The sequence below is a fragment of the Aeromicrobium sp. JJY06 genome, assembly GCF_044069275.1.
GTDB lineage: Bacteria > Actinomycetota > Actinomycetes > Propionibacteriales > Nocardioidaceae > Aeromicrobium > Aeromicrobium tamlense.
Genome location: NZ_JBIMRD010000001.1, coordinates 808,565 through 834,747 on the forward strand (window position 1 = coordinate 808,565; position 26,183 = coordinate 834,747).

24 protein-coding genes and 1 tRNA gene are annotated in these 26,183 nt (G+C 71.9%); 9 read left to right on the top strand and 16 right to left on the bottom strand.

The features are described 5' to 3' along the window. Nucleotides 1-40 precede the first annotated feature (40 nt). Nucleotides 41-1,102, top strand: a complete 1,062-nt coding sequence (gene disA / locus ACGWYL_RS04090) for a DNA integrity scanning diadenylate cyclase DisA (RefSeq protein ID WP_179422546.1) — start codon at nt 41-43, stop codon at nt 1,100-1,102. A 90-nt stretch (nt 1,103-1,192) separates the two neighbouring features. Here disA and ACGWYL_RS04095 read toward each other — a convergent pair whose 3' ends face one another. Further along, on the bottom strand, nt 1,193-1,939 hold the full coding sequence (locus ACGWYL_RS04095; protein ID WP_395486493.1) for a hypothetical protein: 747 nt from the start codon (nt 1,937-1,939) through the stop codon (nt 1,193-1,195). A 46-nt stretch (nt 1,940-1,985) separates the two neighbouring features. On the opposite strand from ACGWYL_RS04095, the gene ACGWYL_RS04100 reads away from it, so the two are divergent. After that, entirely contained in the window at nt 1,986-2,873 is an 888-nt protein-coding gene (locus ACGWYL_RS04100; RefSeq protein ID WP_395486494.1) for an A/G-specific adenine glycosylase, read from the top strand. 87 nt (nt 2,874-2,960) lie between these two features. Here the strand turns inward: ACGWYL_RS04100 and ACGWYL_RS04105 are convergent, their stop codons facing one another. From ACGWYL_RS04105 to ACGWYL_RS04130, 6 genes are all read right to left on the bottom strand, one after another. Further along, nucleotides 2,961-3,545, bottom strand: a complete 585-nt coding sequence (locus ACGWYL_RS04105) for a GrpB family protein (protein ID WP_395486495.1) — start codon at nt 3,543-3,545, stop codon at nt 2,961-2,963. A gap of 161 nt (nt 3,546-3,706) precedes the next feature. Further along, nucleotides 3,707-6,208, bottom strand: a complete 2,502-nt coding sequence (locus ACGWYL_RS04110; protein ID WP_179422540.1) for an ATP-dependent Clp protease ATP-binding subunit — start codon at nt 6,206-6,208, stop codon at nt 3,707-3,709. 159 nt (nt 6,209-6,367) lie between these two features. After that, entirely contained in the window at nt 6,368-7,360 is a 993-nt protein-coding gene (locus tag ACGWYL_RS04115) for a HEAT repeat domain-containing protein (RefSeq protein WP_395486496.1), read from the bottom strand. Nucleotides 7,361-7,384: 24 nt separating this feature from the next. Beyond that, a complete protein-coding gene (locus ACGWYL_RS04120; RefSeq protein ID WP_395486497.1) occupies nt 7,385-8,137 on the bottom strand; it encodes a hypothetical protein in 753 nt (250 codons plus the stop codon). Next, complete coding sequence (locus ACGWYL_RS04125; RefSeq protein WP_179422534.1) at nt 8,134-8,733, bottom strand: hypothetical protein; 600 nt, start codon at nt 8,731-8,733, stop codon at nt 8,134-8,136. The genes ACGWYL_RS04120 and ACGWYL_RS04125 overlap by 4 nt, the downstream gene beginning before the upstream one ends. 79 nt (nt 8,734-8,812) lie before the next feature. After that, complete coding sequence (locus tag ACGWYL_RS04130; RefSeq protein WP_395486498.1) at nt 8,813-9,838, bottom strand: heme-binding protein; 1,026 nt, start codon at nt 9,836-9,838, stop codon at nt 8,813-8,815. A gap of 124 nt (nt 9,839-9,962) precedes the next feature. Here ACGWYL_RS04130 and ACGWYL_RS04135 point away from each other — a divergent pair, with 124 nt between their 5' ends. Next, on the top strand, nt 9,963-11,309 hold the full coding sequence (locus tag ACGWYL_RS04135) for a dipeptidase (RefSeq protein WP_395486499.1): 1,347 nt from the start codon (nt 9,963-9,965) through the stop codon (nt 11,307-11,309). Here the strand turns inward: ACGWYL_RS04135 and lysS are convergent, their stop codons facing one another. Further along, nucleotides 11,310-12,767 (bottom strand): lysine--tRNA ligase, encoded by a 1,458-nt coding sequence (gene lysS / locus ACGWYL_RS04140; protein WP_179427899.1) that lies wholly within the window; start codon nt 12,765-12,767, stop codon nt 11,310-11,312. Between the two features lie 87 nt (nt 12,768-12,854). Further along, nucleotides 12,855-13,436, bottom strand: coding sequence for a 1-acyl-sn-glycerol-3-phosphate acyltransferase (locus ACGWYL_RS04145; protein ID WP_269303881.1), 582 nt, complete (start codon nt 13,434-13,436; stop codon nt 12,855-12,857). A 118-nt stretch (nt 13,437-13,554) separates the two neighbouring features. On the opposite strand from ACGWYL_RS04145, the gene ACGWYL_RS04150 reads away from it, so the two are divergent. Next, complete coding sequence (locus ACGWYL_RS04150) at nt 13,555-14,277, top strand: glycerophosphodiester phosphodiesterase family protein (protein ID WP_269303883.1); 723 nt, start codon at nt 13,555-13,557, stop codon at nt 14,275-14,277. Between the two features lie 89 nt (nt 14,278-14,366). On the opposite strand, the gene ACGWYL_RS04155 is transcribed toward ACGWYL_RS04150, so the two are convergent. From ACGWYL_RS04155 to ACGWYL_RS04170, 4 genes are read right to left on the bottom strand one after another with little or no spacing between them, the layout of a single operon-like run. Further along, a complete protein-coding gene (locus ACGWYL_RS04155) occupies nt 14,367-15,143 on the bottom strand; it encodes a type III pantothenate kinase (RefSeq protein ID WP_395486500.1) in 777 nt (258 codons plus the stop codon). 13 nt (nt 15,144-15,156) lie between these two features. Beyond that, complete coding sequence (panD, locus tag ACGWYL_RS04160) at nt 15,157-15,573, bottom strand: aspartate 1-decarboxylase (RefSeq protein ID WP_179422512.1); 417 nt, start codon at nt 15,571-15,573, stop codon at nt 15,157-15,159. A 4-nt stretch (nt 15,574-15,577) separates the two neighbouring features. Next, nucleotides 15,578-16,420: a pantoate--beta-alanine ligase gene (panC, locus tag ACGWYL_RS04165; protein ID WP_395486501.1), complete on the bottom strand. Its 843-nt coding sequence runs from the start codon at nt 16,418-16,420 to the stop codon at nt 15,578-15,580. Continuing rightward, complete coding sequence (locus ACGWYL_RS04170) at nt 16,420-17,277, bottom strand: Rossmann-like and DUF2520 domain-containing protein (protein ID WP_395486502.1); 858 nt, start codon at nt 17,275-17,277, stop codon at nt 16,420-16,422. The genes panC and ACGWYL_RS04170 overlap by 1 nt, the downstream gene beginning before the upstream one ends. Before the next feature lie 200 nt (nt 17,278-17,477). Here ACGWYL_RS04170 and ACGWYL_RS04175 point away from each other — a divergent pair, with 200 nt between their 5' ends. After that, a complete protein-coding gene (locus tag ACGWYL_RS04175; protein WP_269303888.1) occupies nt 17,478-18,950 on the top strand; it encodes a polysaccharide pyruvyl transferase family protein in 1,473 nt (490 codons plus the stop codon). A gap of 46 nt (nt 18,951-18,996) precedes the next feature. Here the strand turns inward: ACGWYL_RS04175 and ACGWYL_RS04180 are convergent, their stop codons facing one another. Continuing rightward, complete coding sequence (locus ACGWYL_RS04180; RefSeq protein ID WP_269303890.1) at nt 18,997-20,304, bottom strand: ammonium transporter; 1,308 nt, start codon at nt 20,302-20,304, stop codon at nt 18,997-18,999. A gap of 114 nt (nt 20,305-20,418) precedes the next feature. Then, on the bottom strand, nt 20,419-21,120 hold the full coding sequence (locus tag ACGWYL_RS04185) for a TetR/AcrR family transcriptional regulator (RefSeq protein ID WP_395486503.1): 702 nt from the start codon (nt 21,118-21,120) through the stop codon (nt 20,419-20,421). A 108-nt stretch (nt 21,121-21,228) separates the two neighbouring features. Between ACGWYL_RS04185 and glnT the strand changes: the two genes are divergently transcribed. The 3 genes from glnT to ACGWYL_RS04200 all read left to right on the top strand — a co-directional run bounded on the left by glnT (nt 21,229) and on the right by ACGWYL_RS04200 (nt 23,719). Further along, entirely contained in the window at nt 21,229-22,608 is a 1,380-nt protein-coding gene (gene glnT, locus ACGWYL_RS04190) for a type III glutamate--ammonia ligase (RefSeq protein WP_179422500.1), read from the top strand. Further along, the gene (locus tag ACGWYL_RS04195) at nt 22,608-23,606 is read left to right on the top strand and encodes an alpha/beta fold hydrolase (RefSeq protein WP_269303896.1); all 999 of its coding nucleotides are present in this window, start codon (nt 22,608-22,610) and stop codon (nt 23,604-23,606) included. Before glnT ends, ACGWYL_RS04195 begins: the two co-directional genes overlap by 1 nt. Before the next feature lie 40 nt (nt 23,607-23,646). Further along, nucleotides 23,647-23,719 (top strand) — tRNA-Lys (locus ACGWYL_RS04200). 32 nt (nt 23,720-23,751) lie between these two features. Here ACGWYL_RS04200 and ACGWYL_RS04205 read toward each other — a convergent pair. Next, nucleotides 23,752-24,294 carry a TetR/AcrR family transcriptional regulator gene (locus tag ACGWYL_RS04205; RefSeq protein WP_269303898.1) on the bottom strand — a complete coding sequence of 181 codons (543 nt, stop codon included), beginning with the start codon at nt 24,292-24,294 and terminating at the stop codon, nt 23,752-23,754. A gap of 87 nt (nt 24,295-24,381) precedes the next feature. Between ACGWYL_RS04205 and ACGWYL_RS04210 the strand changes: the two genes are divergently transcribed. Next, nucleotides 24,382-26,139, top strand: a complete 1,758-nt coding sequence (locus ACGWYL_RS04210) for an ABC transporter ATP-binding protein (protein ID WP_395486504.1) — start codon at nt 24,382-24,384, stop codon at nt 26,137-26,139. Nucleotides 26,140-26,183 lie beyond the last annotated feature (44 nt).

A 26,183-nucleotide genomic window follows, 5' to 3' on the forward strand; every position in this document is an offset into this window, starting at 1 on the left:
GATGAGGCCGACCACTACGTGAGCGAGAGCGAGAGACGTCGTGCCGGCTTCCGACCTGCGGGCGACCCTGAGCTCCGTCGCGCCCGGAACGGCGCTGCGTGAGGGTCTGGAGCGCATCATGCGAGGGCGCACCGGCGCCCTGATCGTGATCGGTCAGGACCGCGTGGTCGACTCGATCTCCACGGGCGGCTTCGCCCTCGACGTCCCGTTCACCGCCACCGGCGTCCGCGAGCTGGCGAAGATGGACGGCGCGATCATCCTCGACTCCTCGGCCACCCGGATCATGCGCGCCGCCGTGCACCTCATGCCCGACCCGTCGATCCCGACCACCGAGTCCGGCACCCGCCACCGCACCGCCGAGCGCGTGGCCCGCCAGACCGGCGTCCCGGTCATCTCGGTCTCGGCGTCGATGCACACGATCGCGCTCTACCAGGACGACCAGCGCTACGTGCTGGAGGAGCCCACCGTCGTCGTCAGCCGGGCGAACCAGGCGCTCCAGACACTCGAGCGCTACCGCACGCGCCTCGACGAGGTCTCCGACGCGCTGTCGGCCCTCGAGGTCGAGGACCTCGTCACCGTCCGCGACGTCACCGCCGTCGCCCAGCGCCTCGAGATGGTGCGCCGCATCTCCGACGAGATCGAGATGTACGTGCTCGAGCTCGGCTCCGACGGCCGTTTGCTCTCGCTCCAGCTGAACGAGCTCGTGGGCGGCGTCGACGCCGAGCGCACGCTCGTGGTCCGCGACTACCTGCCGCCGGGCTCGGACGAGCAGGCCGCGAAGGTTCTCGACGCGCTGGCCGAGCTGGAGTCCCAGGAGGTCCTCGACCTCGGCATCGTCGCCTCGGCGCTGCACATCGGCGACGGCAACTCGCTCGATGCCTCGGTGTCGCCGCACGGCTACCGGCTGCTGGCGCGCATCCCGCGCCTGCCCGGCTCGGTGGTGGAGCGCCTCATCACGCACTTCGGCACGCTCCAGCGCCTGCTGGGCGCCAGCCTCGACGACCTGCAGGCCGTGGAGGGCGTGGGCGACCTGCGCGCCCGCGGCGTCCGCGACGGCCTCTCGCGCCTCGCCGAGTCCAGCATCCTCGAGCGCTACGTCTGACGCTCAGCGGTCGGATCACGGATCTGGCTGCACCGGACGTCGCTCGCGGCTCGCCTCGAGCGCTACGTCTGACGCTGCGCCCGACCGTGCTCAGTCGTTGCCGGCGGTCGAGCTGGCGGTCGGCCGCGCCGGTGTCGGCTGCGACGCCGGCTTCTTCGTGGGCGCCGTCGTGGGCTGGGTCGTGGCCTTGGTCTCGGGTGTCTCGGGCGTCTCGGGAGCGCGCCGCGCGAGCTTGAACGTGACCTCGCCGGGCTCGCCGCCGTACGTGCCGATCTTGAGCGTGTAGGTGCCCGGGGGCGCGAAGCCCTCGCTGGTGCCGCAGCCCGCGCCGGAGCCGCGGCCGGTCCACTCGACCGACGTGACCGTGCTCCAGCCGGCCGGGATCGCGACGGCCTCGTCGAAGAATGCTGCCCGGCAGACCGAGGAGTCGTAGATGGGCGCGCGTTCGGTGTCGACCACGGCGAGCAGCTCGCTCGCGCTGGGGCGGAAGGTGCAGGCGGCGCCGTCGAGCGCGGTCAGCATGAGGTCCATCCGGACCGGACCGCCGGCGAACTGACCGGTCGGCACGGAGGGGACGATGCGCACGTTGTCGGGCTCGCACAGGGCCGCATCGGTCTCGATCGCGACGGAGACCTGGTCGGCGGGCGGCGCGGTGGTGGGCGGGCTGCTGGGAGTGGTCGGGGTGGGCGTGGGCTGCGTGGCGGCGGCCGGCTTCGGCTCGTCGTCGCCCATCAGCTCGACGACCTTCACGACGCCCCAGGCGAGCGCGAGCAGGGCTGCCAGCACGAGGAGCCGACGACGCCAGAAGACGTCGCGTCCGACCGACCTGTTGCTCACCGCACCACGTTATCCGTCCGCCCCGGCGTGAAAGGATCGACGCGCCATGCCTGCCACCACTCCCCCGCCCCGCGAGCTGCACGAGCGCATCATCGACTGGTTCGGCGTCCATCGACGGAGCCTGCCGTGGCGCGACGACCCGGCGCCGTGGCGCGTCATGGTCTCCGAGCTCATGCTCCAGCAGACGCCCGTCGTGCGGGTGCTGCCGGTGTTCGAGGCGTGGATGGGGCGCTGGCCGACCCCGGCGGATCTCGCGGCCGAGCCCTCGGGCGAGGCGGTGCGCGCCTGGGGTCGCCTGGGGTACCCGCGGCGCGCGCTGCGCCTGCACGCCGCCGCCACCGCGATCGTCGCCGACCACGGCGGCGAGGTGCCGAGCACGTATGAAGAGCTGCTGACCCTGCCGGGCGTCGGCGACTACACGGCGGCCGCGATCGCCTCGTTCGCGTACGGGCGGCGGGCGGTCGTCCTCGACACGAACGTGCGGCGGGTGTTCGCCCGGGTGGTCGAGGGCGTGCAGTACCCGGCGCCCACGGTGCGGCGGGCCGAGCGCGACCTCGCGACCTCGCTGCTGCCCGACGACGAGGACCGGGCGGCCGCCTGGGCCGCGGCGACGATGGAGCTCGGCGCGCTGGTGTGCACCGCGCGCTCGCCCCGCTGCGAGGCCTGCCCGGTCGCCGACCTGTGTCGCTGGCGCGCGGCCGGCTACCCCGAGCACGACGGACCGCCGCGACGCGGCCAGGCCTGGCACGGCACCGACCGCCAGTGCCGCGGCGCCCTGATGGCCGTGGTCCGCGACGCCGACGGTCCGGTGGCACCCGAGGTCGTCGCCGCCTCCTGGTCGGACGCCGCCCAGCGCGAGCGCTGCCTCGACTCCCTCCTCGACGACGGGCTCCTCGACCTCACCCCCGACGGCCGCCTCACCCTCCCCGGCTGACCCCGGCCCGCCCGCCTGCCCCGGCCCGCCCGCCTGCCCCTCCGCGAGTGGCGCCACTCGGCGTCGGCGGTCGACCGGAGGCCGCAGCTACGGGGCGGAGGCCTCGATGGCGCGGACGAGGATCTCGCGCAGCACGTCCTGCTTGCGGGCGTTGTACTCCATGACGTGCCCCCCGCCGGCGGAGGCGGCCAGCTTCGCGGCGGCGTAGCGGTCGCGGTCGTCGGGATGGGTGCGCAGCCAGTCACGGAAGATGCGGTGCCGGACGGGCTCGGTCGCCTCCGGCCCGAACACGTGCACGTTGGCCCGGGGGTCCGCGCACCGCAGCAGTCGGTGCCCCTGCCACCACGGCTCCCGTACCGCCAGCACCAGACCGACGGCCTCGAGCGCAGGCACGTACGCCGCCTCGTCGTCGGGGTCGGGGACGATGACGTCGACGTCCGCGATCGGCTTCGCGGGCAGCCCCGGCACCGAAGTCGAGCCGACGTGCTCCACCACCACCGACGGACCGAGCGCCCCGGCGATCAGTGCACGCAGCGCCTCGAAGTCGCTCGCCCACCGCGGATCCGGCTCGGCGATCGTCAGGTCGGTCCCGGGCCCGAACCCCTCGACCCACGGACTCGCCCCGGCCGGCGCCGGCGCCTCGCTGAAGTCCAGCAGCCTCTCGCGGTCCACCCACCGACCGTAGCCGCTCACTTCACGAGGTTTTCTGTCACTTCGCGAGGTTCGCGAACCTCGTGAAGTGACAGTTTCCCCGGTTAACCGGGGAAACTTCCATCCCCGCGCACGACGAAGGGCCCGGGTCAAGTGACCCAGGCCCTTCGTTCAGGCGGTGCTCAGTCGTCGGAGCTCGCGCCGGCCTCGACGGCCGGCGGGACCTCGGGCAGCTCGAGGTCGGCCTTCGACGTGCCGGTGAAGGTGAACTCACCGTCCACGAAGTCGACCAGGACGATCTGACCGGCGTGGAGATCCCCGTAGAGGAGCTTCTCGGCCAGGGCGTCCTCGACCTCGCGCTGCACGGTGCGACGCAGCGGACGCGCGCCCAGGACCGGGTCGAACCCGACCTTGGCGAGCTGCTCCTTGGCCGCGGACGTGAGCTCGATGTCGATGTCCTTCTCGCCGAGGCGCTGCTCGAGCGAGCCGATCATCATGTCGACCATCTGCAGGATCTCGTCCTGCGTCAGCGGCGGGAACACGATGACCTCGTCGACACGGTTGAGGAACTCGGGACGGAAGTGCTGCTTGAGCTCCGTCGAGACGCGCTCCTTCATCCGCTCGTACGTGCCGACCGCGTCTCCGGCCTGGGCGAAGCCCAGGTTGACGCCCTTGGAGATCTCACGCGCACCGAGGTTGGTGGTCATGATGATCACGGCGTTCTTGAAGTTGACGACGCGACCCTGACCGTCGGTGAGGTGACCCTCCTCGAGGATCTGCAGGAGCGAGTTGAAGATGTCCGGGTGGGCCTTCTCGATCTCGTCGAACAGGACCACGCTGAACGGCTTGCGGCGCACCTTCTCGGTGAGCTGGCCGCCCTCTTCGTAGCCGACGTAGCCCGGAGGCGAGCCGAACAGGCGCGACACCGTGTGCTTCTCGCTGAACTCGCTCATGTCGAGCTGGATCAGCGCCTCGTCGTCGCCGAAGAGGAAGTTCGCCAGCGCCTTGGACAGCCACGTCTTGCCGACGCCCGAGGGGCCGGCGAAGATGAACGATCCACCGGGACGGCGGGGGTCCTTCAGGCCGGCACGCGTGCGGCGGATCGCCCGGGACAGGGCCTTGATGGCCTCGTCCTGACCGATGACGCGCTTGTGCAGCTCCTCCTCCATGTGCAGGAGTCGGCTGGACTCCTCCTCGCTGAGCTGGCCGACCGGGATGCCGGTCGCCTTGGCCAGGACCTCGGCGATGAGGTGCTCGTCGACGACTGCGACCTGGTCGAGGTCGCCGGACTTCCAGGCGCGCTCACGCTCGTGCTTGGCGGCGATGAGCTTCTTCTCCTCGTCGCGCAGGCTGGCGGCGAGCTCGAAGTCCTGGGCGTCGATCGCGCCCTCCTTGCGGCGGCGGACGTCGGCGATCTGCTCGTCGAACTCCTTGAACTCCGGCGGAGCGGCGGCGCGACGGATGCGCAGGCGCGCACCGGCCTCGTCGATCAGGTCGATCGCCTTGTCCGGCAGGAACCGGTCGCTCACGTAGCGGTCGGCCATGGTGGCCGCCGCGACGAGCGCGTCGTCGGTGATCGAGACCCGGTGGTGGGCCTCGTAGCGATCACGCAGCCCCTTGAGGATCTCGATGGAGTCGACGACGGACGGCTCGTTGACCAGCACCGGCTGGAAGCGGCGGTTGAGGGCCGCGTCCTTCTCGAAGTGCTTGCGGTACTCGTCGAGCGTCGTGGCGCCGATGGTCTGCAGCTCGCCGCGGGCCAGCATCGGCTTGAGGATGCTGGCGGCGTCGATCGCGCCCTCGGCGGCACCCGCACCCACCAAGGTGTGGATCTCGTCGATGAACAAGATGATGTCGCCGCGCGTGCGGATCTCCTTGAGCACCTTCTTGAGGCGCTCCTCGAAGTCACCGCGGTAGCGCGAGCCGGCCACGAGGGCGCCGAGGTCAAGCGTGTAGATCTGCTTGTCCTTGAGCGTCTCGGGCACGTCGCCGCGCACGATGTCCTGCGCCAGGGACTCGACGACGGCGGTCTTGCCGACGCCGGGCTCGCCCACGAGGACAGGGTTGTTCTTGGTGCGACGGCTCAGCGTCTGCATGACGCGCTCGGCCTCGTCGTCCCGGCCGATGACCGGGTCGAGCTTGCCCTCGCGGGCGGCCTGCGTCAGGTTGCGACCGAACTGGTCGAGCACGGCGCTGGAGGCGGCGGGGGCCTCGGGGGCCGAGCCGGTGGCCTCGGACTCCTTGCCCTGGAAGCCGCTGACCAGCTGGATGACCTGCTGGCGGACGCGGTTGAGATCGGCGCCCAGCTTCACCAGGACCTGGGCGGCGACGCCCTCGCCCTCGCGGATCAGGCCGAGCAGGATGTGCTCGGTGCCGATGTAGGTGTGGCCCAGCTGGAGCGCCTCGCGCAGGCTCAGCTCGAGCACCTTCTTGGCGCGCGGAGTGAACGGGATGTGCCCGCTGGGTGCCTGCTGGCCCTGACCGATGATGTCCTCGACCTGGCCGCGGACGGCTTCGAGCGAGATGTCAAGGCTTTCCAGTGCCTTTGCGGCAACGCCCTCACCCTCGTGGATGAGGCCCAGCAGGATGTGCTCGGTGCCGATGTAGTTGTGGCTGAGCATGCGCGCTTCTTCCTGCGCGAGCACCACGACTCGTCGGGCCCGGTCGGTGAATCTTTCGAACATGTCGGTCCCCTCTGCTGGACTGGTCTTTTCAGCATAGACGGGTCTGGGTGACCCGCCTCGCCGTGTCCAGTTGCTTAACTCAACCGTCATGCACCCGTCGGGCTTCCACTGTTCGCTGTCGGCGGAATCGGGCCGGGAGTGCGGCGTTCCCGCGGCGGCTCAGCGCATGAGCGAGTCCCGGGCCGGAGGTGCCGCCGCACGGGCCGCCGAGGCCGCCGGCTTGCCGACGAGCGCGGTCTCGATGCTGAGCCCGCCCGACGCGGAGCGCTCGCCGACCACCTTCACGGGGTTGGCGTACGGCGCGACCGAGCCGGTGACCTCGAAGCGGGCACGCCCGTCCTCGAGTTCGGCCCGGCCCACGTGGACGACACGGCCGCTGGGCCGCACGAGCCACAGCCACGGCCGGGTGCCGCCCGTGGCGTCGCGGTCGTCGCTGAGCACGTAGCAGTCCAGCGAGTAACGCTCCGAGCACACGCGCTCGCGCACCATCACGCCGAGCATCTGCGGCACCGACAGGTCGGCCTCGCCGACCTCCTCGGCCAGGGCCACGGCGCCGGCGGCGCCCGAGCAGGTGAACGTCAGCAGGTCGCTGGGCCGGAACCCGAGCGCCGGCACCTCGGCGCGGACGGCCTCCAGCACGGTCGCGCGGGACACCCTGACCCGCCCGCCGAACGTGATCTCCTCGCCGCGACGGCGGCCGAAGTCGGTGACCTCGGCGGTGGCCGGGACCAGCACCTCGGGCCGGTGGGCGCGGTAGCCGATGAGCATCCGTGCGGTCAGGACAGCGCGCCCGGCGGGCGTCGCGAGCGGCGGCTGCGACCGGGCGAGGTCGGGCAGCGCCGACTCGTCGCCGACCCGCGCCAGCGACTGGGCAGCCCGGCGCACGACCGTCGGATCGGTGTCGGCGAGCGCCCGCGTGAGGGCCTCGGGGACCTCGGGGTCGCGCCGGCGTCCCAAGGTCACGGCCGCGAGCGAACGCACCCGCGGCTCGGCATGGGCGGTGAGCAGCTCGACGGCCACCGGGGTGGCGCGCTCGGAGCCGCGTCGGGCCAGGGCGGCCAGGGACTCCTTCGCGATGTCGCCGCGAGAGCGGTGGGCCAGCTCGACGAGCTCGTCGTCGCCGCGCTGGTCCCAGGGAGTGAGGTCAGGCATGATGCGTCCTTTCGGGAGCGGGGCTCACTGGCCCGCGCGGGTCTGGCAGCGGCCGCGCACGGTGCTGCCCTGGCCCGACGTCAGCAGGACCGAGCTGCGGGCGCTCACCGCGCAGCGCGTCTGGGCCATGAGGTTCTCCCGCGCCGACGTGGCCGTCGGGCAGGCGTCCCCGTGGTTGTGGGAGAGGTCGAGGAAGTGGCCGAGCTCGTGGGCGGCGGTGCGCGAGAAGCCCTCCGCCGCGCGGCCGACCTCGCCGCCGACGAGACCGTCGGACTTGCCGCCCTTGCCGCAGTCGCCGGGCACCGGCGAGATGCCGACGAAGTCGTCGCTGATGTTGGCGACCAGGAACATGTCGATCCCGTCGTTCGGGACGCTCCAGTCGTCGGACAGGTCGTCGGCCTCGGACTCGCTGCCGATGTCCTCGTAGCCGTCGGCCGCGGGCACGTCGATCCAGAAGTACTGCACGCGCCCGAGGCCGAGCGAGGCGTCGGCGTAGATGCGGCGGATCCGGTGCACGGCGTAGTCCACGCGCTCGTCCGCCTCCGCCAGGGTGACCGACGCGGCATCGAAGCCGACCTCGATCAGGTTGAGGTGGACGTGCTTGCGCTCCAGGGCGGTGAACGCCTCGCCCAGGGTGACCTGGACCGGAGTTCCCGTGGCCGGGTCGGGCGGCGGCGTGCCGCGCCAGAACCCGAGCACGTCGCGCATCACCGAGAGGTCGCCCGTGCCGCCGAGGCCCATCGCACTCATCGCCTGGCGCACCGAGCGGACGCTCATGGCGTGACCTCGGACTCGAGCGCGGTGACGCGGGCCGTGAGGTCGGCGATCGCGGCGGTGGCGGCGGTGAGCTCGGTCGTCAGCGCGGTCACCTGGCCCTGCAGGGACGTCAGCGTCGCCGCGACGTCCTGGCCGGCGACGACGGCGCCGTCGGGCATCGTCACGCGCCCGTTGACGACCACGCCGCCGGTGTAGTCGCGGTCCCAGTTCAGCACCAGGGTGTCCCCGAAGCCGTGGACGAGCGCGCGCCGGAACGGGTTGCGCCGCAGCGAGCCGAAGATCCGCCCGCGACGGTCCGCGCCGCCGTCGAGCATGAAGTCGGTGCCGAACTGCTGGTGGATACGGCTGCGCACGATCAGCCAGTCCCGGTTGTCGAAGCCGGAGATCTGCTTGCACGCGTTGACGCTGACGCCGCCGGGGTAGTCGTGGTCCCAGTTGAGGGTCAGGCCGTCGTCGAAGTCGTGGACGAGGGCCCGCCGGAATGGCGTGTTGGTCCGGCGGCGCGCGGCCGCGTCGAGGATGAGGTCGTTCGCCGTGGCGCGCACGACGAGCCCCTCCAAGTGGATGATGTCGCCTTCGAAGCGGATGTCGGTCATCTCGGTGGTCCTGTCGGGAGGTGGGGGTGCTGGCGGGGAGGCGCCCGGTGCCGGGACTGATACCCGGCACCGGACGCGCTCAGCTCGGCATGACGTCGTAGCCGCCGGGGCCGGGGGCCGGCGGGTCCTCGACCTTCGCGAGCGTGTTGATGCTGACGTGCGGCCACTTGATGCGGCCCGGACCGCCGTCGAAGCGGTCGAAGAAGTCCAGCTGCACGACCTGGGCGTACTGCAGCCGCAGGTCGATGCCGCCGTCCGCGTTGCGGACCTCCTGGATCCAGAAGGTCGACTTCATCTCCGAGGCGTTGGCTTGGCGCACGATGAACGGGATGTTCGAGATGCCGCCGGTGGCGACGGTGCTGTCGAACTCGAGCCGGGTGGTGCGCACGATGTCGACGCCCTCGTTCGCCGCCTTGAGCAGCGCGGTCGAGTCCACGGGGTTGAACAGCCCGCGGAACGGCGCGTCGCGGAAGTGCTTGTAGGGCTGCAGGTACGGGTTGGCGTCGACGTCCTGGTTGACGCCCAGCGGCAGGGCGTTGATGCCCGGGATCGTCGGCGGACCGTCCGATACCGTCGCGACGCCCAGGCCCAGCACCGAGTCGCCGTGCGGGATCGTGGCGAGCCGGGCGATGTCCACGACGTCCTCGTCGAGCGGGTCGGTCATGCTCAGGAAGAGACCCGGCTCGTGGTGGATCGCAGTGTCCGGCGCGCCGGTCAGGCTCGTCGACGGGAAGTCGTCGGAGACGATCTGCTTGATGCCCTGCTCGTAGTCGAGCGCGACGAGCAGCTGGTCGGCGTTCGGCGTGAGCCCACCCGCCGCCGGGGCGATGCCGCGGTTCGGCACCGCCTTGTCGACGAGGCTGAACGTCAGCTTCTCGTTGTACTGGTTCATCAGCAGCCGGTACGGCGGCCGGAACGTCGCACCCTGCGGCGGGCCGAAGGGCAGCGCGATCATGTTCCAGCCCCGGCCGGCGAGGTCGGGCTCGTTGGACCAGGTGCCGGGCAGGAGCTTGAACGGACCGAGGTCCTCGTCGCCGGGCACGGCCTGCTCGACGGTGCGGAAGCGGCCGCGCAGGGCCTCCAGCTGTTCGGTCTTGGTTCTCATGGGGGACCCCCGGGGTGTGGAAGAGCTCCGCCGCCGACGCCCCGAGCGCGTGCCGGCGGACTGACGTCGTTGACGAGGTCCGCCCCGGAGCACCTGATACCCGATCGCGTCCTAGGTTGGGTCCATGAGTGCCGACATCCGCGCCAGGGTCCAGCAGCTCCTCCCCGGGATCCGCCGGGACCTCGAGGACCTCGTCCGCATCCCTTCGGTGAGCGCCGACCCGGCGCGGGCGGACGACGTGCGCCGCAGCGCCGAGGCGGTCGCGGAGCTGCTGCGTGCCGAGGACTTCGACAGCGTGGACATCGTCAGCGCACGCGAGGACGGCGGCGCCCCGGCCGTCATCGCCCACAAGGCCGGACCGGCCGGCGCTCCCACCGTGCTGCTCTACGCCCACCACGACGTGCAGCCCGAGAACGACCACGCGGAGTGGGACTCGCCGCCGTTCGAGCCGACCGAGCGCGACGGGCGGCTCTACGCCCGCGGCGCGGCCGACGACAAGGCCGGCATCGCCGCGCACCTCGGCGCCGTGCGCGTCTTCGGCGACGACCTGCCCGTCAGCGTCACCCTGTTCGTCGAGGGCGAGGAGGAGGTCGGCTCGGACACCCTGCCCGAGCTGCTGCGCCGGCACCGCGACCGGCTCGCGGCCGACGTCATCGTCATCGCCGACTCGGCCAACTGGGACATCGGCGTGCCCGCCCTCACCACGAGCCTGCGCGGGCTCGTCCGCGCCGACGTCGAGGTCCGCACCCTGACCCATGCCGTGCACTCGGGCATGTGGGGCGGACTCGTGCCCGACGCCCTGATCGCGCTGAGCCGGCTGATCGCCTCGTTCCACGACGACGCGGGCGACCTCGTGATCGAGGGCCTGCACCACGGCCCCGCCGCCGACGTCGAGTACCCCGAGGAGCGGCTGCGGGCCGAGTCCGGTGCGAACCCCGGCGTGGAGTGGATCGGCACGGGCGCGGTCGTCGAGCGCCTCTGGACGAAGCCCGCGCTGTCGATCACGGGCCTCGACGCCCCCGCCGTCGACGGCGCGAGCAACACGCTCGTCCCCTCTGCCCGGGCCAAGGTCTCGCTGCGCATCGCGCCCGGCGACACCGCCGAGAACGCGCTGGAGTGCCTGCGCCGTCACTGCGAGCAGCACGTGCCGTGGGGCGCCGAGCTCGGCTTCACCGTGGTGGACACCGGCGAGGCGACCTCGATCGACGCCACCGGCCCGGCCTACGACGCGGCGCGCGCCGCCTTCACCGAGGCCTGGGACGGCACCGCGCCCGTGGACATGGGCATCGGCGGCTCGATCCCGTTCATCGCGGAGTTCCTCGAGACGTTCCCGCAGGCCAGCGTGCTGGTGACGGGCGTCGAGGACCCCGACACCCGCGCGCACGGCGCCAACGAGGGTCTGCATCTCGCGGAGTTCGAGCGCGTCGTCCTCGCCGAGGCCCTCCTGCTGCGGAACCTCGCCCGCGACTGACTACTCGCGGCGCTGGACCGGGAAGAGGATGGCCTCCCGGATGCCGATGCCCTGCAGCAGCATGACGAGGCGGTCGACGCCCAGGCCGATGCCACCGGCGGGCGGCATGCCGAACTCGAGCGCGCGGAGGAAGTCCTCGTCGACGTCCATCGCCTCGGGGTCGCCGGCGGCCGCGAGACGCGCCTGCTCCTCCAGCCGCTCGCGCTGGATCACCGGGTCGTTCAGCTCGGAGTACGCCGGCGCCAGCTCGACGCCGTTGATGATGAGGTCCCACGCCTCGACCAGGCCCGGCGTGGTGCGGTGCTTCTTCGCCAGCGGGCGCACGGCCTCGGGGTAGTCGCACACGAACGTGGGCTGGATCAGCGTGTGCTCGACGAGCTTCTCGAAGAGCTCGAGCACGACCTCGCCCGCGCCCCAGCCGTCCTGCAGGGCGACGCCGTGGTCGCGCGCGACCTCGCGGACCTTCGCCTCGGGCGTGTGCACGTCGATCGCGGCGCCCGTGGCCTCGGCCACCAGCTCGTGGATCGTGGCGCGGCGCCACGGGGCCTCGAGGTCGATCTCGGTGCCGTCACGGCCCGGGACCACGGTCTTGCCCACCGCGCGCGCGGCGTCGACGACGAGGTCGCGGACCAGCTCGGCCATCGTGTCGTAGGAGCCGTACGCCTCGTACGCCTCGAGCATCATGAACTCGGGGTTGTGGGTGTTGTCGACGCCCTCGTTGCGGAAGGTCTTGCCGATCTCGTAGACCTTGTCGATGCCGCCCACCAGGCCACGCTTGAGGTGCAGCTCGAGGGCGATGCGCAGCAGCACCGGCTCGTCGAACGCGTTGAGGTGCGTGTGGAACGGGCGGGCCGCGGCGCCGCCGTTGGTGTGCTGCAGGACCGGCGTCTCGACCTCGATGTAGCCGTGACGATCGAGCGTGGCGCGCAGCGACTTCAGCACGGAGGCCTTCACGCGCACGTTCTGGCGCGCGTCCTCGCGGACGATCAGGTCGAGGTAGCGCATGCGGGTGCGGGCCTCGTCCGAGAGCGGCTTGTGCTCGATGGGCAGGGGACGGAGCGTCTTGGCCGCGATCTGCCAGCGGGTGGCCATGACCGAGAGCTCGCCGCGACGGCTGGTGATGACCTCGCCCGTGACGACGAGGTGGTCGCCCAGGTCGACGAGCGCCTTGAAGTCGGCGAGCGACTCCTCGCCCACCTCGGCCAGCGACAGCATCGCCTGGATCTCGGAGCCGTCGCCCTCGCGCAGCCGGACGAAGCACAGCTTGCCGGTGTTGCGCAGGAAGATGACGCGGCCGGCGATCGACACGACCTGGCCGGTGTGCGCGTCGGCGCCGAGCTGCTCGGGGTCGTGGGCCTCGACGACCTCACGGATCGTGTGCGTGCGCTCGACGAGCAGCGGGTACGGATCGACGCCGGAGTCCAGCAGGCGCTGGCGCTTCTCCCGGCGCACCCGCATCTGCTCGGGCAGGTCGTCCTCGGGAAGTTCAGGCGTCTCGGTCACGAGGCACGAGTCTAGTCGGCGGCTCGAGGGCGGCCGACACGGTCACTCGGCCGCGCGGCCCTCCTCGGCCAGGTAGGGCTCCACGCGACGCTCGGGACGCACCCCGGCCTTGTCGGCGAAGAAGGCGCGCATCACGTCCATGTCGGCCTTCACGTCGCCCGTGAGGTGGATCGTCGGGCCGATGCCGGTCGTCATGGTGGTGCGGTCACAGTACGCGAGCGTGACGGGCAGGTCGGCCTCGCGGGCCAGGCGGTAGAAGCCCGACTTCCAGCGCGGCACGTTCCCGCGGGTGCCCTCGGGCGTGATGACCAGCTGGAAGGTCTCGCCCGAGCGGGCCTGCTTCACGAGGTCGTCGACGAGTCCGGCCGGGTTCTTGCGGTCGACGGCCACGCCACCGAGCGCGCGCATGATCGGGCCCGCCGGGCCGCGGAAGAGCTCCTTCTTGCCGAGGAACTTCGGGCGGAAGCCGGCGCGCCAGGCGACGCCCAGCATGAGGACGAAGTCCCAGTTCGAGGTGTGGGGCGCCGCGAGCAGGATGCCCGAGTGCTGCGGCGCGGGCTCCGACCGGAACGTCCATCGGCTGAAGAACCAGTACACGTCGGCGACCAGGCGCAAGATCCTCATCCCCGGAGGCTAGCGCGGCACGACTCCACCCGCGGTCTCGGACGCACGTCGGCGGAAGTTCGGCCGATCCACAGGCTGCGTTCACCTCACGGTCAGGTGCGGCGGGCAGCGTGGAGCCATGACAGCACCGCGGATCACCGCCCACCGGGGGCAGAGCGCGACGCACCCCGAGAACACCATCCCCGCACTGCGCGAAGCGGTGCGCCTGGGGGCCGACGCCCTCGAGATCGACGTGCAGCCCACGGCCGACGGCTCGATCGTGCTGATGCACGACCGCTCGCCGCTGCGCACCACGAACCTGCGCCACGTGCGCACCGCCAAGGTGGGCCTGTCGGTCCAGCGGTTCACCCTGGCCGAGCTGGCCGAGCTCGACGCCGGCAGCTGGAAGTCGCCGACCTTCGCCGGGACGCCCGTGCCCACCCTGCGCGACGTCGTGCACGCGCTGCGCGGCACCGACGCGCGGCTCGTCGTCGAGCTGAAGCCCGCTCCGGTGGACCCGCGCTCCTACGTGCGCGCCGTGCTCGACGAGCTCGGCAGCCACAGCCGCGCCACGCTGATGAGCTTCGACCGTGCGATCTGCGAGGCCGCGCTGCCGGTGCACCATGCCGTGGGCCTGGTGACCCGGAGCCGCCCGAGCCGCGAGGACCTCGAGCGCTTCGACGAGTTCCACGTCAGCGCCCGCCGCGTGGACCGCGCGCTCGTCGAGCGCGTGCACCAGTCCGGCGGCACCCTGACGGCGTGGACCGTGGACGACCCGCAGCAGGTCGAGCGCCTCGGCGCCCTCGGGGTCGACTCGGTCACCACGAACGACGTCTCCGCCGCCCGCCCGGCGCTCGTCTGACTCGCCCGCCCTCTCACGAGATGTGCTCCGTTTTCGACCTTTGGCAGTCAGTCAAAGGTCGAAAACGGAGCACATCTCGCTTGCGGCCGTCAGCGGTTCTTGGCGGCCACGAGGCGCAGGCCCTGCAGCGTGAGCTTCGGGTCGCGGGCGGTGATCGTCTCGCACTCGGTGAGCACGACCGCGGCGTGGCTGCCGGTGGCGATCACCGAGACGTCCTCGGGCTCCTCGCCGAGCGAGTCGATCATCCGCTCGACGATCGCGTCGATGAGCCCCGCGAAGCCGAACACGATGCCCGACTGCAGCGCCTCGACCGTGTTCTTGCCGATGACGTCGCGCGGCGTCGTGATCTCGACGCTGCGCAGCTGGGCGCTGCGGCGCACGATCGCGTCGAGCGAGACCTCGACGCCGGGCGCGATCGAGCCGCCGAGGTAGCGGCCCTGCGCGTCGATCGCGTCGATGACCGTGGCCGTCCCCGTGAGGTCGACGACGATCGCCGGGCCGCCGTACAGCTCCTTGGCGGCCAGCGCGTTGACGATGCGGTCGGTGCCCACCTCGCGCGGGTTGTCGGTGTGGATCGGCACGCCGGTCTTGACGCCCGGGCCGACGACCCACGCCGGCACGTCGCCGTAGTAGCGCAGGTAGGTGCGCCGCAGGGCCACCAGCAGCGCCGGAACGGTGCAGCACATGGCGATCTCGTCCACCTCGGGCAGGTCCGCGCGGCGCAGGAAGCCCTCCACCACGAGGAACCACTCGTCGGACGTGCGGCGCTCGTCGGAGGCGACGACGAAGTCGGCGATCAGCTCGTCGCCGTCGAACAGGCCGATGCTCGTGTCGGCGTTGCCCGCGTCGATCGCCAGCAGCGTCATGCCCGTCGCTCGCTCATACGGTCACCAGGTCTCCGCGCTTGAGGCCCGAGTCGGCCGGGACGTCGGCGGCGTCGTGGCCCAGCGTGACGATCGAGTTGTCGGCGTCGACGAACACGACGCTCGGCTGCAGCTCGCGGGCCTCGGCGTCCTCGACCTGCGCGTAGGCGATGAGGATGACGATGTCGCCGGGGTGCACGAGGTGCGCGGCAGCGCCGTTGATGCCGATGACGCCCGAGCCGCGGGGGCCGGCGATCGTGTAGGTCTCCAGGCGGGCGCCGTTGGTGACGTCGACGATGTGCACGAGCTCGCCCGGCAGGATGTCGGACGCGTCGAGCAGGTCCTCGTCGACGGTGACCGAGCCGACGTAGTGCAGGTCGGCCTGCGTCACGGTGGCGCGGTGGATCTTGGACTTCATCATGGTGCGCAGCATGGGGTCACTTCCCTCTCTTCGCGACGTCCCCGAGAGGGACGGCGCAGTTGTCGAGCAGGCGCGGTCGGCCCACCCGGGCGGCCACCAGCAGGCGCGACTCCCGGCCGGGCTGGGCCGGTCCGAGGTCGGGGCTGGTGAGCACGAGATAGTCCGGGTCGATGCCGGCGTCTGCCAGCACCTTCCCGGCGGCTTGGAGGACGGCGTCGGGGCCGTCGGGGCCGGCGTCGACGCCGGCGCGGAGCGCGGCCGAGATCGCGGCGGCACGCTCGCGCTCGGACGCGGTCAGGTAGCGGTTGCGCGAGCTCATCGCGAGTCCGTCGGCCTCGCGGACCGTGGGGCAGCCGACGACCTCGACGCCCAGGCACAGCTCGCGCGCCATGAGTCGGATCAGCGTGAGCTGCTGGTAGTCCTTCTCACCGAACACGGCGACGTCGGGACGCACGAGGCCGAACAGCTTCGAGACGACCGTGAGCACGCCGCGGAAGTGCGTGGGGCGCGCGTCGCCCTCGAGGATCGAGCCGAGCGGGCCCGGGTCGACCGTGATCGCGCCGTCGAGGCCGTGCGGGTACATCTCGTCGACGGTGGGCGCGAAGACCACGTCGACCCCGGCGGCCTCACAGTGCTCCAGGTCGGCGTCGAACGTGCGCGGGTAGGCGTCGAGGTCCTCCCCCGGCGCGAACTGCGTGGGGTTGACGAAGATCGAGACGACGAGCGTCTCGGCGAGCGGCCGCGCGTGCCGCATGAGGCTCACGTGGCCGTCGTGCAGCGCGCCCATGGTGGGCACGAGGGCGACGGTGCCGGACGTGGCGGCGCGCAGCTCGGCCGCGGTGCGGACGACGGTGGGCATCAGCGGACCTTCTCGCGGATGACGGCCGTGCGGACGGCGTCGGCCGTGTCGGTGTCGATACGGCCGGTGGACTCGGCGCGGTCGGCAGTGGCGGTGGCCAGGGCGGCGTAGGTGCGACGCACCGACGGGTCGGCCAGCTGGGCAACGTGGGCGCGGACGGTGTCGACGTCGCCGCGGGCGACGGGGCCGGTCAGCGCGGCGTCACCGTAGGCCAGCGTGTTGTCGAGCGCGGCCTCGAGCAGCGGGCGCAGCACGGCCGCGGGGTCCTCGGCGCCGATCTGGCGCAGCAGGTCCATGGCCTGGGTGACGATCGTCGTCAGGTGGTTCGCGCCGTGGGCGAGGGAGGCGTGGTAGGTCGCGCGGTCGGCCTCGTCGACCCACATGACCGAGCCGTCGAGCTCGGCGACGAGGGTCTCGGCGGCGTCGCGGTCGGCCGGCGCGGCGGTGACGCCGAAGACGCAGCCGCGGTCGAGGTCGACCTCGGTGCCGGTGAAGGTCATGGCGGGGTGCATCGCGAGGGTGCGGGCGCCGGCGCGCGCGAGCGGCTCGAGGACGGCGAGGCCGTGGCGGCCGCTGGTGTGGGCGATCAGGCGGCCGGGACCGACGTGTGGGGCGAGATCGGCCACGACACCGGCGAGGGCATCGTCGGGCACGGCCAGGACGACGATCTCGGCGCGGCGCACGACCTCGGCGGGCTCCAGCACGGGGACGCCGCCGAGCAGGGTCTGCACGCGGAGACGGGAGGCGTCTGAGCGTCCGCTGACGCCGACGAGGCGGTGGCCGGCTCGCTGGAGCCGGGCGGCGAGGACGGCACCGACACGGCCGGCGCCGACCACACCCACGCGGGGGTGCGACATGGATCTTGCCTTTCGTTCCAGTCCCGGAGCGGGTACCAGACAAAGTGACGCCGTCAGTCTACGTCGCGGATCCGCCTCATGTGCACTGAGGTGACCACGATCACAGTGGGACGCACGATGAGGCATGCGGGTGCCGCAGAGGGGCGAAAGGCCTCATCGTCCGTCCCCGCGAGAGCGGGTCGCTCTGCCACACTGGCGCCATGGCTCGGATCCTCATCCGTGCGGGCAAGGACCCGTTCACGGCGGTCGTACCCGAGACGACCCTGACGCAGGACGTCTTCAACTCCAACAGCGGGAACTTCCTGTTCCAGCACTCCGTGTGGAAGGCGCTCGACGTGGCCCCGCACGAGCTGGTCGCGAACTCCACGCTGAGCGAGCGCCGCGCGGCCACGGCCGACGACGCCGCACGCATGAACGACGAGTTCGACCATTTCGTCGTGCCGATGGCGAACTCGTTCCGCGCCGACTTCGCGGACAAGCTCGACAACCTCGCGGCCCTGGTCGAGCAGCTGACGATCCCCGTGACCGTGATCGGCATCGGCGCGCAGGCCCCCGCCGACCGCTCCTTCGACGCCCTCGCGGACGTGCGCGACGTGACCCGGCGGTTCGTCGCGGCAGTCCTCGAGCGCTCCGCGTCGATCGGTGTCCGCGGTGAGTTCACGCGCGACTTCCTCGTCGACCTCGGCTTCCCCGGCGACTCCATCGACGTCATCGGCTGCCCCTCGCTATTCCTGCACGGACCCGACCTGAAGGTCCGCGACGTCCCGGCCTCGCTCGCCGAGGACGCCGCGCTCGGCCTCAACCTGACCCCCGAGGTGCCGGGCATCGGCGCCTTCGCCACCGAGCAGGGCGCCCGGCACCCGAACCTGACCTACGTCGGCCAGGACCAGCACGACCTGAGGCTGCTGCTGTGGGGCGTCCCGCACCCGCACGTCACCGACCCGCTCGTGCCGGCGCACCTGCGGCACCCGCTGTACCAGCAGGACCGGATGCGGCTCTTCGTCGACACGTGGTCCTGGTACGACTTCCTCGCCCAGCAGGACTTCGTCTACGGCACCCGCTTCCACGGCAACGTGGCCGCGCTGCTGGCGGGCACGCCCGCGCTCATGCTGGCGCACGACTCGCGCACCCTCGAGCTGGCCGAGTACCACCGGATGCCGCACCGGCTGCAGCCGCGCTTCGACGAGCCGGTCCGCGTCGAGGACCTCCTCGAGGCCACCGACCTCGCGCCGTTCCACGAGGCGCTGCCCGAGCGCTTCGACCGCTACGCCGCCTTCCTCGAGCGCAACGGCCTCGAGCACCGCTGGCAGCCCGGCCGCGACGCCTCGCAGTTCGACGACCGGCTCGAGGCGGCCTCGTTCCCGCCGGCCGTGCACACGCTCGCGCGCCCCGATCTCGGCGAGGTCGCGGCCCGGCTGGACTGGCTGCGGCACGCGATGGTCATCGACATGACGCGGCACCCGAAGCGGTACGACTACCCCTTCGACACGCCGGCCTACCAGGGCGCAGGCTCGCGCCACGCCCGTCTGGCCGACCAGCGCGACGAGCGGGCGAAGCGGCAGCAGCAGCGGATCGACGAGCTGACCGCGCGGATCGACCGCCTCGAGCGCGTCACCCCCGGCGGCCTGCTCGTGCGGCTCGCGCGCAGGCTGCGCGCGCTCTTCCGCAGCTGACGGCGCCCCGCACGACTCGCGTGCGAGGCGCCGCCTCGTCGGAGGCTCAGACCTCCAGGTAGTGCTGCTTCTCGGCGTGGCCACGCGGCTCGTGCGCCATCTCGCCGAAGTCCTCGTACGCGTTCTCCCGGTGCAGCGCCCCGTCGAGGCCCTCGCGCTCCTGCTCGTCGGTGACCCGGATGCCGATCGTGCGGTGCAGCACCGTCGCGATCAGCCAGGTGAGCGTGAAGGTCCACGCGCAGGTGGCCGCCAGCGCCAGGGCCTGCTTGCCCAGGAGACCGACGCCACCGCCGTGCAGCAGGCCCGCCTCGCCGATCGGCGAGTCCGGGTGACCGATGAGGCCGATCAGCAGCGCACCGACGATGCCGCCCACGAGGTGCAGCGCCACGACGTCGAGCGCGTCGTCGTAGCCGAAGCGTCGCTTCAGGTTGACGGCGAAGTAGCAGACCATGCCCGCCACCACGCCGACGCCGAGGGCGCCCATCGGGGAGACCGTGCCGCACGAGGGCGTGATCGCGACCAGCGCGGCGATGGCACCGGAGCAGGCCCCGAGCGTCGTGGCGTGGCCGTCGCGCACCTTCTCCACGACGAGCCACGCGCACGTACCGGCGCAGGCCGCGACCAGCGTGTTGAAGATCGCCACGGCGGCGTCGTTGTCGGCGGCACCCAGCGCCGAGCCGTCGAAGCCCAGCCACCCGGTCAGCAGCAGGCCCACGCCCGCCAGCACGAGCGGGAGACTGTGCGCCTTGGGCTGGACGGGCCACGTGCGACGGCGACCCAGCACGATGGCCAGGGCCAGCGCGGCGATGCCGGAGTTGACGTGGATGGGCGTGGACCCCGCGTAGTCGACCGCGCCCAGGACGTTGGCCAGCCAGCCGCCGGTGGTGTCCTCCCCGTCGAAGGCGAAGGTCCAGTGAGCCACCGGGAGATAGCAGAGCACGACCCAGATGGCGGCGAACATCATCCAGGCGCCGAAGCGCATCCGGTCGGCTGCTGCTCCGGCGACGATGCCGATCGTCAGGCCGGCGAAGCCGAGGTGGATCGTGGCCAGCGCCAGCGGCGGCAGCGCCGCACCCTCGGACGCCACCATCAGGTCGCCCAGCCCGGCGCTCTCCAGCGGGTTGCCGATGAGGCCGAGGCCGCCGACCGAGTCGCCGAAGACGGCCGAGTAGCCGAAGGCCACCCAGATGAAGGCGGTCAGGGCGAACGAACCGAAGACCATCATCATCATGTTCGTGGTCGTCCGGCGCGACACCATGCCGCCGTAGAACAGCACGAGTCCGGGCAGCATCAGGATGACCGCGATGATCGCGGTCAGGAGCCAAGCGGTGTTGGCGGCGTTCGTGGGATCCATGGGCGGGCGCCTCCGGTCAGTCAGGACGTGGACTGACGCACCGCCAATTCGATGCGTCATCGAAAGAGTCCGCCGACCGCTTTTCAATGACGCATCGAATCTGTTTCCGTCCGGTTAATCCTCCCCCAGCGCCTCCAGCGCGAGCCGCTCGACCTCGTCGATCCGCGCGGGTTCGGCCAGCAGTCCACGGACGGCGGTCGTCGCCGCCAGACGGGCTGCGTCCCGCGTCGAGGCCAGGGCGCTCGGCCGGTCGCTCGCATCCGGAGTCGGCGTACGCAACCGGTGCTGGACTCCCTCGGTCTGCGCGAGGCAGGCCACCACCGCCAGCGGGGCGTCAGCCGCGACGAGCGCTCCCTCCTCCGCGCCGGCCTCGACGATCCGTTCCAGCTCGTCGCGCAGCCGGCCGTAGTCGTCCAGCACCTCGGCGAACACGTCGGGCTGTGCGCGAGCCGCGCGCTCGAGGTCGTAGAAGTCGAGCGCCCCCTCGCACATCTGCAGGACGTCGGCGTACAGGACCGCGTAGAGCCTCACGGCCGCAGGAGCGTCCCCGGCGGCCAGGCGCTCGGCGACGTCGAGCGACTCGCGGTTCGCGCTGACGAGGGCCTTGAGCAGGTCCTCCTTCGAGCGGAACCAGTAGTACAGGGAGGACTGGCCCAGCCCCACCTCGCGCGCGACCTGCGTCATCGTGGTCGGCGCGTAGCCCCGCTCGGCGAAGAGTCGCGAGGCAGCCTCGAGGATCTCGCGACGCGGATCGCCGCCGGCGACTCCCGTGCGTCGGGGGCGTCCGACGGAGCGAGCAGGAGGGGACTCGGTCATGGCGGCTCCTGTGAGTTAACACGCAGGCAACAGTTTCGATGACCTATCGAAATATCGCCCACGCATTCTTTCGATGAGTCATTGAAACCGTATCGCAGGAGGACCACCATGAGCGTCACCGACACCACCCCCACGGCCGCCCCCGACGTGGACGTCAGCGCCCTGCAGCACGAGCTCGCCGCCTCGGGCGTCCGCTACGCGATGGCCGGGTTCACCGACGTGCACGGCCGCCTGAAGGGCAAGGTCGTGCCGATCGGCCACCTCCCCCAGATGGCCGCCGGCTCGGAGCTGTTCACCGGTGCCGCCGTCGACGGCGTCCCCCAGGACATCAACGACGAGGAGGTCTCGGCGCACCCCGACCTGAGCCGCGGCTTCCGGCTGCCCTGGAAGCCCGAGGTGGTCTACTTCCCCTCCACCCTGTTCACCGAGGGCAAGCCGTTCGAGGCCGGTGCCCGCCACGTGCTGGAGCGCCAGCTGGCCGCCGCCGCCGAGCTCGGGCTGGGCTTCAACCTGGGCATCGAGACCGAGTTCTTCGTCCTGCGCCAGGGCGAGAACGGCCTCGAGGAGGTCTCGGACCGCGACACGGCCGAGAAGCCCTGCTACGACCTGAGCACGACGCTGGACAACTTCGCCTGGCTCACCGAGCTGGTCGAGGCGATGGACGAGCTCGGCTGGGACGTCTACTCGTTCGACCACGAGGACGCCCGCGGCCAGTTCGAGATCGACTTCACCTACTCCGACGCGCTCACGATGGCCGACCGCGTGACCTTCTTCCGGCTGATGGCCGGCGAGATCGCTCGCAAGCACGGCCACCTCGCCTCGTTCATGCCCAAGCCGTTCGCCGACCGGACGGGCTCGGGCGCGCACTTCAACATGTCGCTCAAGGACCTGGCGACGGGCGCCAACCTCTTCGAAGAGGGCGACGACACGCACGGCGTCGGCGTCTCGGAGATCGCCTACCACTTCATCGGCGGCATCCTGCGCCACGCGAAGGCCATCAGCGCGGTCATCGCGCCGACGGTCAACAGCTACAAGCGCCTCGTCCGCAAGGGCTCCACGTCGGGCTCGACGTGGGCCCCCGTGTTCGTGAGCTATGGCGACAACAACCGCACGAACATGCTGCGCGTGCCGCTGGCCGGCGGTCGGGTCGAGTGCCGAGCCGCGGACATCAGCTGCAACCCGTACCTGGGCGCGGCGATGATCCTGGCCGCGGGCCTGGAGGGCGTGCGCGAGCGCATCGACCCCGGCGCCCCGCACCGCGAGAACATGTACGAGTACTCCGACGCGCAGATCGCCGAGCTCGGCATCGACGTGCTGCCGCGCAACCTGTCCGAGGCGATCGACGAGTTCCAGGCCGACGGGCTCTCGCGCGAGGTGTTCGGCGAGGCGCTCTACAACGCGTTCATCGACCTCAAGCGCGACGAATGGCAGGCCTACCAGTCGCACATCTCCTCGTGGGAGACCGAGCGCTACCTGACGTTCTTCTGATGGTTGCGACCTCCACCGTCGAACGGCTCGCGCTGGACTCCCTTCCCTTGGAGTCCGGTGCGAGCCTGTCGGCCGAGCTGGCCTACGTCACGCACGGCACGCTGTCGCCGACGCGCGACAACGTCGTGCTGGTGCCCTCGTACTACACGGGCACGCACGACAGCTACCGCCCGTGGATCGGCGCGGGCGGCGTGCTCGACACGAATCGCTGGTTCGTCGTCGTGGTGAACATGCTGGGCAACGGCGTCTCGACGTCGCCGTCGAACGGCGGCGCGTTCCCGCTCGTGACCGTGCGCGACCAGGTCACGGCCCAGCGGCTGCTGCTGGACCACCTCGGCGTCGAGCGGCTGCGCCTCGTCCTGGGGTGGTCGATGGGTGCGATGCAGGCATACGAGTGGGCCGTGAGCCACCCCGACCGAGTGGACGCGCTGCTGCCGATCTGCGGTGCCGCGCGATGCTCGCCGCACAACCACGTCTTCCTCGAGGGCGTCCGAGCGGCGCTGCTCGCCGACCCCGCGTTCGCCGGGGGCGCATACGACGCTCCTCCCGTGGCGGGCCTCCGGGCCTTCGGCCGGGTCTACGCCGGTTGGGCCTACTCGCGCGAGTTCTTCGCCGACGGGACGTACCGCCAGCTCGGGTACGAGTCGGTGGAGGCGGTCCTGGAGGACTGGGCGCAGGACCACGCGGCCCGGGACGCCAACGACCTGCTCGCGATGATGGACACGTGGCAGTCCGGCGACGTGGGTCGCGGACGCGACGGCCACCAGCATGCCCTGGCGTCGATCACCGCCCGCACGATCGTCATGCCGTCGACCACCGACCTGTACTTCACGGTCGCCGACTCGGCGGTCGAGGCGCGCCTGGTGCCGGGCGCCGAGTTGCGACCGATCGTGTCCGATCTGGGGCACGTGGCCGGCCGGCCGGGCGTGCGCGCGGCCGAGACGGAGGCCGTCGCCGCGGCCGTCCGCGACCTGCTCGGCGGTGCGTGGGACCGCTGAGCACGGTCCGACTGGCAGACTGGAGCCCGCGCCTCGGCGCGGGCCTCTAGCTCAATTGGCAGAGCAGCGGACTTTTAATCCGCGGGTTGTGGGTTCGAGTCCCACGGGGCCTACCGCTCGTGGACACCGAGGTGTCGCGGCGCGGTCAGTCCGACGCGGCGACCGCGCGACGCAGGGAGTGCATCAGGAGCGCGCGCACCTCGCCGCGACTCACCTCGCGGGTCTGCAGGGCCAGGTGCGAGGAGTGCAGCAGCGACCAGAGCGTGTCGGCCACCCACCACGCCGGCTGCTCGCCGTCGATGGATCCGTCGGAGATGCCTCGCCGGGCGACGCCGAGCAGCAGCGGCTCGTCGTCCGGCTCGTCGTGGTGCAGCAGGAACCACCAGCCGAAGACGTCGAGCCCGTCGAACAGCTCCGAGCCGAACCGGAGCAGCGCGTCCAGCCCGGAGCCCTCGTCGAGACGGGCACCGGCCGCCACGTCGGCGTACTCGGCCTCGACGAACGCGTCGATCGCCGACTCGAGCGCCGGACGGTCGGGGAAGTACCGGTGCACGGTGCTGCGCGCGACGTCCGCCTCCTCGGCCACCTCCCGGATGCCGGCACTTCGGTTGGCGCTCAGCACCCGGACGGCGGCGCGCAGGATCGTGCGTCGCGTGCGGTCCTGCGCAGGCGTGAGCGGCTCGTCCATGCGGCCACCGTACTCGGTTGCCGGGCATCGCGCTCCCATCATGCGTCATTCATGACTGCATTTGGACACATGTGTCTTACTGGCGGAGTGTCCCATCGCTCCACACCACGCCTCGCGATCCTCTGGTCCTTCGCGCGTCCCCACGCCCGCGTCATCGGCGGGGCCCTCGTGCTGGGTCTCGTCGCCTCCTCCATGGAGCTCGCGACGCCGCTGGTCACCAAGGCCGTGCTGGACGCGCTCACGGCCGGTGGCTCCATCACGCTCCCCGTCGTGGCGCTCCTCGCGCTGCTCGTGGTCGGCGCGGTCGTCAGCTACGTGCAGTGGCGGCTCCTCGGCACGGTCGCCGAGGACATCGTGCTCGACGCGCGCCGCACGATGGTCGGCCGCTTCCTCTCCGCCAAGGTCCTGCCGTTGGTCGCGCGACCCACCGGCGAGCTCGTCACCCGCGTCACGAGCGACTCGGTGCTGCTGCGCGAGGCCGCTTCGTCGAGCCTCGTCGGGCTCGTCAACGGCAGCGTGGTGCTGGTGGGCACCCTGGCGCTGATGGCCTGGCTGGACCTGACGCTGTTCGGCGTGACCGTCGGAGCGCTGGCCGTCGTCGGGACGCTGTTCGCCGTGCTCGCGCCGGCGATCGCCACGGCCCAGGAGCGCGCCCAGTCGTCACTGGCCGACCTCGGCGCCGGCACGGAGGGCACGCTGCGCGCGATCAAGACCGTGAAGGCCGCCGTCGCGGAGGACCGGCAGCGCGTGCGTCTGCTGGACGACGCCGAGCGTGCCCGCGACCATGGCGTCGTGGCCGCGCGCCGCGAGGTGCTGGCCTGGACCGTCGCGCAGACCGGCGTGCAGGCAGCCATCGTCGCCGTCCTGGCGTTCGGTGCCGCGCGGGTGGCGTCGGGCGACCTGGCGGCGTCGACGCTCGTGGCCTTCCTGCTCTACGCCTTCGGCCTGATGGGGCCCGTGCTGTCGCTGAGCCAGGACGCGACCGCCCTTCAGGCCGGTGTGGCCGCCGCGGGTCGCATCCGCGAGATCGACGCGCTGCCCGCCGAGGTCGCCGTCGACACCGTCGACTCCCTCGACAGCGGCACGGTCGGCGGTCCGGTGGTGCTGCGCGACGTGACCGCCCGGTACGAGCCCGACGGACCGCGCGTCCTCGACGGCGTGTCGCTGACGGTGCCCGAGCGCGGCCACGTCGCACTCGTCGGACCGTCCGGCGCGGGGAAGACCTCGATTCTCTTCACGGTGCTCGGCTTCCTCGAGCCCGAGTCCGGGCAGGTCCTGGCCGGCACGACGCCGTACGAGCACCTCGACCACGCGCAGATCCGCCGGCGCCTGGCCTACGTGGAGCAGGAGAGCCCGGTCGTGCCGGGCACGGTCCGCGAGAACCTGCTCTTCACCCGCCCCGACGCGAGCCAGGCCGACCTCGACCGCGTGCTGCGCGAACTGCGGCTCGACGACCTCGTCGACCGGCTGCCGCAGGGCCTGGACACCCCGCTGTCGAACGTCTCGGTCTCCGGCGGACAGCGTCAGCGGATCGCCTTCGCCCGGGCCCTGCTGGCCGAGCCCGACGTGCTGCTGCTCGACGAGGCCACCGCCCAGGTGGACGGCACGACCGAGGCGGCCATTCACGACGCCATCCGTCGTCAGGCGCGCCGCGGCGTCGTGCTGACGGTCGCGCACCGGCTCTCGACCGTGGTCGACGCCGACGAGATCGTCGTCGTCGAGGCGGGCCGCGTGAGTGACCGCGGGACCCATGAGCAACTGATGGCCTCGAGCGCGCTGTACCGCGGGCTGGTCGACGCGCTCACGCTGCCATCGGTCGGTGGACGAGCTCCTTCAGCAGGATGAGCTCAACGGGCCGCACCGTCTCCCTCTCCCGCTCCCCGTGGAGC

Bases quoted from the DNA above. Each gene is read 5' to 3' on its own strand.
- ACGWYL_RS04100 (WP_395486494.1), top strand. From the start codon at position 1,986: ATGCCTGCCACCACTCCCCCGCCCCGCGAGCTGCACGAGCGCATCATC.
- ACGWYL_RS04110 (WP_179422540.1), bottom strand. From the start codon at position 6,208: ATGTTCGAAAGATTCACCGACCGGGCCCGACGAGTCGTGGTGCTCGCG.
- ACGWYL_RS04115 (WP_395486496.1), bottom strand. From the start codon at position 7,360: ATGCCTGACCTCACTCCCTGGGACCAGCGCGGCGACGACGAGCTCGTC.
- ACGWYL_RS04120 (WP_395486497.1), bottom strand. From the start codon at position 8,137: ATGAGCGTCCGCTCGGTGCGCCAGGCGATGAGTGCGATGGGCCTCGGC.
- ACGWYL_RS04125 (WP_179422534.1), bottom strand. From the start codon at position 8,733: ATGACCGACATCCGCTTCGAAGGCGACATCATCCACTTGGAGGGGCTC.
- ACGWYL_RS04130 (WP_395486498.1), bottom strand. From the start codon at position 9,838: ATGAGAACCAAGACCGAACAGCTGGAGGCCCTGCGCGGCCGCTTCCGC.
- ACGWYL_RS04135 (WP_395486499.1), top strand. From the start codon at position 9,963: ATGAGTGCCGACATCCGCGCCAGGGTCCAGCAGCTCCTCCCCGGGATC.
- lysS (WP_179427899.1), bottom strand. From the start codon at position 12,767: ATGCGGGTGCGCCGGGAGAAGCGCCAGCGCCTGCTGGACTCCGGCGTC.
- ACGWYL_RS04145 (WP_269303881.1), bottom strand. From the start codon at position 13,436: ATGAGGATCTTGCGCCTGGTCGCCGACGTGTACTGGTTCTTCAGCCGA.
- ACGWYL_RS04150 (WP_269303883.1), top strand. From the start codon at position 13,555: ATGACAGCACCGCGGATCACCGCCCACCGGGGGCAGAGCGCGACGCAC.
- ACGWYL_RS04155 (WP_395486500.1), bottom strand. From the start codon at position 15,143: ATGACGCTGCTGGCGATCGACGCGGGCAACGCCGACACGAGCATCGGC.
- panD (WP_179422512.1), bottom strand. From the start codon at position 15,573: ATGCTGCGCACCATGATGAAGTCCAAGATCCACCGCGCCACCGTGACG.
- panC (WP_395486501.1), bottom strand. From the start codon at position 16,420: ATGCCCACCGTCGTCCGCACCGCGGCCGAGCTGCGCGCCGCCACGTCC.
- ACGWYL_RS04170 (WP_395486502.1), bottom strand. From the start codon at position 17,277: ATGTCGCACCCCCGCGTGGGTGTGGTCGGCGCCGGCCGTGTCGGTGCC.
- ACGWYL_RS04175 (WP_269303888.1), top strand. From the start codon at position 17,478: ATGGCTCGGATCCTCATCCGTGCGGGCAAGGACCCGTTCACGGCGGTC.
- ACGWYL_RS04180 (WP_269303890.1), bottom strand. From the start codon at position 20,304: ATGGATCCCACGAACGCCGCCAACACCGCTTGGCTCCTGACCGCGATC.
- ACGWYL_RS04185 (WP_395486503.1), bottom strand. From the start codon at position 21,120: ATGACCGAGTCCCCTCCTGCTCGCTCCGTCGGACGCCCCCGACGCACG.
- glnT (WP_179422500.1), top strand. From the start codon at position 21,229: ATGAGCGTCACCGACACCACCCCCACGGCCGCCCCCGACGTGGACGTC.
- ACGWYL_RS04195 (WP_269303896.1), top strand. From the start codon at position 22,608: ATGGTTGCGACCTCCACCGTCGAACGGCTCGCGCTGGACTCCCTTCCC.
- ACGWYL_RS04205 (WP_269303898.1), bottom strand. From the start codon at position 24,294: ATGGACGAGCCGCTCACGCCTGCGCAGGACCGCACGCGACGCACGATC.